Origin of the sequence: Nocardia sp. NPDC052112 (genome assembly GCF_040680135.1) — a bacterium.
Lineage (GTDB): Bacteria > Actinomycetota > Actinomycetes > Mycobacteriales > Mycobacteriaceae > Nocardia.
The window spans coordinates 68,340-72,476 of sequence record NZ_JBFAWD010000018.1 but is presented as its reverse complement, the minus strand read 5'-3'; the positions used below and the strand labels follow the sequence as shown (position 1 = coordinate 72,476).

The window sequence follows — 4,137 nt, the reverse complement described above, 5'->3', positions numbered from 1 at the left end:
AGGTCGACGGTGTGCAGGTCGATGGCGTTCAGGTCGACGGTGTGCAGGTCGATGGCGTTCAGGTCGACGGTGTGCAGGTCGATGGCGTTCAGGTCGACGGTGTGCAGGTCGATGGCGTTCAGGTCGATGGCACGCCGGTCGATGACACATCGGTACACGGTGCGCGGACGCAGAATGTGCGCATGACCGGCGGGTCCGAGCCCGACGGCGTCCGGCCTCGGCAGTCGAGAGCCGGTGGACCCACGCATGCACGACCGGACTTCGTATCGCCGACACCCGCACCATTCGCCCATTTCCATTCCACGCCGGATGATTTCGGCGACGATGCGGTTTCGACCGGCACCGCGGTCGTGGGGGCTGCATCAGGGAGCCATTCGGCTGCTTCCGGAAGCGTGCTTACGGGCGATTGGGCTGCGTCCGGGGATATCCCAACGGGCGATGCGGCCGTGTCCGGGATCAACGGATCGCGGCCGGGGCTGCTGAGGGGGAACGGCACCGTGCGCGACGGTGTCAACGGTTTCCTGACCGGCTTGCCCGGCGTCAACGGATCAGGAGCCGATCGCTCTGCCGACGCTCCCGCCTCCGATCGCCCAACCGACGTCGTACCCGCATCCGAGGTGGCGCGACCCGCTGTCCCGTCTTCGGTGAGCAGTTCGGTGTGGCAGGTACCCGGATCGGCAACGGCGGCAACGGAATCCGAAGCAACATGCAGCGGTGTCCAGCGAACCAAGAACGGATTGGTCAAGCGAAACAGGCGAGCACGCACAGCTGATGTCGGAAGCGTCAGCGCACCAAGAGGTTTCGCTCCGAACCCGCCCAGCGCTCCCGCGGTGGAACGTACACCGGCCGAAGTCCGCAGCATGCTTTCGTCGTTCCGTGCCGGACATGAGCGCGGCGCTCCGAGCGCACCGTCGCCGGAGACGTCCGAGAACGCTCGAGCAGTGGCAGACATTCCGCGCGCCACGGATTTGGCGCAGACATCGGCAGCACCCACCACTGCAGAGGAGATTCGGTGACCACTCACATACAGACCGCGGACCCGCACACCTTCAACTGGATGCTGGCCAATTTCGTCCGCAATACCGATGGTGTCCGCGATACCGTCGCAGTCTCCTCCGACGGCCTGCTCATCGCCATGTCCGATGGCTTGGACCGCACCGGCGCGGATCGGCTGGCCGCCATGGTCTCCGGACTGTCCAGCCTGGCCCGAAGTGCTTCGCGCAGTTACGCCTTCGACGGCCTGAAGCTGATCATGATCGAGATGAAGCGTGGTTTCCTCCTGGTCTCCGCACTCGGTGACGGCAGCTGCCTCGGCGTCATCGCCGAAGGCGGATGCGATGTCGGCCTGGTCGGGTACGAGATGGCGGTGCTGGCCGAGCGGGCCGGTGCGCTGCTCGACCCGGCGCTCATCTCGGAATTGCGAGAGTCGTTGCGCAGATGAGACATCCAGACCGGCCGCGGTTGCCGGACCCGCGGATGATCCCGGTGAATCAATCCTTCGGCCGGCTCGGAGCCGACCGGCCGCTCAGGGATAGTCCGGATGTTTCCGATGATCGATTCGTGCGCCCCTTCGTCGTCACCGCGGGGCGCACGACGCCGTTGATCGACGGGCTGCGCATCGAAACACTGGTGCGGGCAACACCTGCCGCGCTGTCCGCACCGCTGCACTTCGAACAGCGCACCGTCGTCCGGCTGTGTCAGCAGCCGCATTCCATCGCCGAAATCGGGACGGCGCTGCACGTTCCGGTGGGCGTCGCGAAGGTGATCGTCAGCGATCTCGCGGCCGCCGGGCATGTTTCGGTCCGGGATGCCCCCGAACTTTCCACCGCAGCCATCGAGAGGATCAGGGACCTTGTACGGGCACTCTGAATATCGGACACCACAGGTCGAGCGGCCCATGCCCGCATCGGTCAAGATCGTGATCAGTGGCGGATTCGGTGTCGGCAAAACAACATTCATCGGCGCGATCTCCGAAATCGAGCCGCTGGTGACCGAGGCGGCGATGACCGAGGTCGCCATCGGTATCGACGATCCGGGTCGGCGCGCGGATAAGACCCAGACCACCGTCGCACTCGACTTCGGCCGCATCACTCTGGACAGCTCGCTGATCCTCTACCTGTTCGGCACCCCCGGCCAGGACCGCTTCGTCTTCCTGTGGGACGACCTGGTCGACGGCGCGCTCGGAGCGGTGATCGTGGTGGATACCGGCCGGGTCGAGGACTGCTACCCGGTGCTGGACTACTTCGAAGAGCACAACACGCCATTCGTGGTGGTGGTCAACCGTTTCGAACAGGGCGAGCACTTCGAACTCGACGAGGTCCGTGAGGCACTGGAGCTCGACGAGTGGATCCCGATCCTGGAATGCGATGCGCGCGACCGGAAATCGGTGAAGGAGGTGCTGGTCGCGCTGCTCGAACAGGTGCTGGTACAGCGGCTGTCCGCACCGCAAGCGCCCGCCCGGGAGGTCGGCTGAGCCCGTAGCCTGGCGCGCGTGGGCGAGCAGAAACAGCGGATGCTGCGCGGGGAGCTGTACCGCGACAGCGATCCGGAGCGGGTGGCCGAGCGGATCCGGGCACACCGGTTGTGTGCGGAGTTCAACCGCACCGGGCCGTGGGAAACCGAGCGACGCGATGTGGTGCTGCGCCTGTTGCGCGGCGGTGACGGTCGCGCGTGAACGCGGGCTGATGCGGTTGAACCGGCGTTAGTCGGCCACGTAGCGCAGCATCACCACCTTGTCGAAGTGCTTCGTCTCGGCCAGTCGGAGCTGGATTCGCTTGTCCAGCAACGGGAACAGCGGTGTGCCGCCGCCGAGGACCACCGGATAGCGGAACAGCCGGTATTCGTCGATGAGCCCGTGTGGCATCAGCGATGCCGCGATTCCCGCGCCGCCGACCTCCATCACGCCGTCGCCTCCGGCCTTGAGCCTGTGGACCTCATCGACCGCGTTCTCGCTGATCAGGGTGCTGTTCCAGTGGACCTCGGTGAGCGTTCTGGAGAAGACGACCTTGGGTTTGTCGGTCCAGAGCCGGCCGAACTCGCGCTCGATGCACGGCGCGTCGTCGGGCACGTGCGGCCAGTACTCGGCCATCAGCTCGTACAGGCGACGACCGTGCAGCGAGATTTCGATCTCGCGGTAGCGGTCGTTGTGGAACTGGTGCAGCTCCTCGTCCGGGTTGGTCCAGTCGATGCTGCCGTCGCGGTCGTTGACGTAGCCGTCCAGGGACACGCCGAACGAATAGATCAGTTTCCTCATGACTGGGTAGACCTCCCGGACGCGGAGAACTCATCGGACACCGACGAGACAAGTTTCTGCGAAACGATTGCCGGCGAAAAGCTTCCTCGATGTCGTCCGAACGCGGCGGACGGGTGCTGGGAGTGCGCGCGGACGACCGCGAGCCGGGGCGAGGTGCCGCACACGCGGTCCGTCGACAGCATGTCGAATCCCGGGAACTGCAGCAACCGCTTTCGAGTCCGAGACCGGCCCGCATCCGGAACTGCTCGGCCCGCCCGGCGAGCTCGGGCTCGTTCGCCGCGCAGACCTCGGTCGTGGGCTACAGATATTCACCGATATCGCAGATTTTCGCGAGATCACCGATGAATTCCGGATGCACCCGCCGTCTTTGCTGGTGATCCGCTCGATACAAGGAGATAGCAATGAGCAACGGCAAGGATTTCGCACTGTCCCACGTGTCCATCCTGGTCGGCGACCAGGACAAGGCGCTGGAGTTCTACCGGGATGTGATCGGCTTCGAGGTCCGCCAGGATATGCCGTTCCCGGGCGGTCGCTGGCTGACCGTCGGACCGGCCGCGCAGCCGGGAATCGAATTCATCCTGGAGAACCCGGAGATGAACCCAAACGAGTCCGCGCGCGAGGCCGCCAAGGGGCGGCTGGCCAGTGGTGCGCAGGGCACGCTGATCTTCACCACCGAGGCGGTCGACGACACCTTCGCCCGGTTGCGTGACGCGGGTGTCGATGTCGATCAGGAGCCGATCACCCAGCCGTACGGCGTTCGGGACTGCGGTTTCCGCGATCCGTGGGGCAACCACCTGCGGTTCTCCCAGCTGCTCGGCTGATTTCGTGACCTCGCCGATGCCGATGCCGATGGCGGTGAGCCTCGGTATCGGTGGGATCCGGAA

The 4,137-nt window shown here is 65.5% G+C and carries 7 protein-coding genes; 5 read left to right on the top strand and 2 right to left on the bottom strand.

The annotated features are described in order from the left end of the window. A partial coding sequence (locus tag AB0L58_RS29955) for a hypothetical protein (protein ID WP_364391674.1) occupies nt 1-248 on the bottom strand: 248 nt, incomplete at its 3' end. Nucleotides 249-1,057: 809 nt separating this feature from the next. Between AB0L58_RS29955 and AB0L58_RS29950 the strand changes: the two genes are divergently transcribed. From AB0L58_RS29950 to AB0L58_RS29935, 4 genes are read left to right on the top strand one after another with little or no spacing between them, the layout of a single operon-like run. Beyond that, complete coding sequence (locus AB0L58_RS29950) at nt 1,058-1,441, top strand: roadblock/LC7 domain-containing protein (protein ID WP_364391934.1); 384 nt, start codon at nt 1,058-1,060, stop codon at nt 1,439-1,441. A 35-nt stretch (nt 1,442-1,476) separates the two neighbouring features. After that, nucleotides 1,477-1,869, top strand: coding sequence for a DUF742 domain-containing protein (locus tag AB0L58_RS29945; RefSeq protein WP_364391931.1), 393 nt, complete (start codon nt 1,477-1,479; stop codon nt 1,867-1,869). A 28-nt stretch (nt 1,870-1,897) separates the two neighbouring features. Further along, complete coding sequence (locus AB0L58_RS29940; RefSeq protein ID WP_364391672.1) at nt 1,898-2,473, top strand: ATP/GTP-binding protein; 576 nt, start codon at nt 1,898-1,900, stop codon at nt 2,471-2,473. 18 nt (nt 2,474-2,491) lie between these two features. Next, the gene (locus tag AB0L58_RS29935) at nt 2,492-2,674 is read left to right on the top strand and encodes a maltose acetyltransferase domain-containing protein (protein ID WP_364391669.1); all 183 of its coding nucleotides are present in this window, start codon (nt 2,492-2,494) and stop codon (nt 2,672-2,674) included. 27 nt (nt 2,675-2,701) lie between these two features. Here AB0L58_RS29935 and AB0L58_RS29930 read toward each other — a convergent pair whose 3' ends face one another. Then, nucleotides 2,702-3,253, bottom strand: a complete 552-nt coding sequence (locus tag AB0L58_RS29930; protein ID WP_364391666.1) for a dihydrofolate reductase family protein — start codon at nt 3,251-3,253, stop codon at nt 2,702-2,704. Nucleotides 3,254-3,654: 401 nt separating this feature from the next. Between AB0L58_RS29930 and AB0L58_RS29925 the strand changes: the two genes are divergently transcribed. Further along, on the top strand, nt 3,655-4,074 hold the full coding sequence (locus AB0L58_RS29925; protein ID WP_364391664.1) for a VOC family protein: 420 nt from the start codon (nt 3,655-3,657) through the stop codon (nt 4,072-4,074). Nucleotides 4,075-4,137: the final 63 nt, after the last annotated feature.

What these genes read in the sequence shown, in the direction of transcription:
- AB0L58_RS29950 (WP_364391934.1), top strand. Translation starts at nt 1,058, where the DNA reads ATGCTGGCCAATTTCGTCCGCAATACCGATGGTGTCCGCGATACCGTC.
- AB0L58_RS29945 (WP_364391931.1), top strand. Translation starts at nt 1,477, where the DNA reads ATGATCCCGGTGAATCAATCCTTCGGCCGGCTCGGAGCCGACCGGCCG.
- AB0L58_RS29940 (WP_364391672.1), top strand. Translation starts at nt 1,898, where the DNA reads ATGCCCGCATCGGTCAAGATCGTGATCAGTGGCGGATTCGGTGTCGGC.
- AB0L58_RS29930 (WP_364391666.1), bottom strand. Translation starts at nt 3,253, where the DNA reads ATGAGGAAACTGATCTATTCGTTCGGCGTGTCCCTGGACGGCTACGTC.
- AB0L58_RS29925 (WP_364391664.1), top strand. Translation starts at nt 3,655, where the DNA reads ATGAGCAACGGCAAGGATTTCGCACTGTCCCACGTGTCCATCCTGGTC.